Genomic DNA, 282 nt, shown 5'->3' on the forward strand with positions numbered 1-282 from the left:
AAAATTAACTGCAAATAAAAGAGATGGATATCGCCGCTAAAGGTGGATTTCTTTACGCACAAGCGATGGAAGAATCGAGTTACTACAAAGAAGAAAAAGAAAAAAATGTAATAAGTGGACTTTGTGTATTACTAAAAAAGAAATATACGAAAACATTTTATAATACCAATAATAAAGTTACCGAAAATTAACTGCAAATAAAAGAGATGGATATCGCCGCTAAAGGTGGATTTCTTTACGCACAAGCGATGGAAGAATCGAGTTACTACAAAGAAGAAAAAG

1 protein-coding gene is annotated in these 282 nt (G+C 31.9%); it reads left to right on the forward strand.

What is annotated here, in order from left to right:
- Positions 1-23: 23 nt before the first annotated feature.
- Positions 24-191 carry a hypothetical protein gene (locus BHE89_RS23570; RefSeq protein WP_171742420.1) on the forward strand — a complete coding sequence of 56 codons (168 nt, stop codon included), beginning with the start codon at positions 24-26 and terminating at the stop codon, positions 189-191.
- Positions 192-282: the final 91 nt, after the last annotated feature.

The organism is Shigella sp. FC1967, from assembly GCF_001743005.1.
Classification (GTDB): Bacteria; Pseudomonadota; Gammaproteobacteria; order Enterobacterales; family Enterobacteriaceae; genus Proteus.

Excerpts from the sequence above, each read along its gene's own strand:
- BHE89_RS23570 (WP_171742420.1), top strand. The coding sequence starts at position 24 with ATGGATATCGCCGCTAAAGGTGGATTTCTTTACGCACAAGCGATGGAA.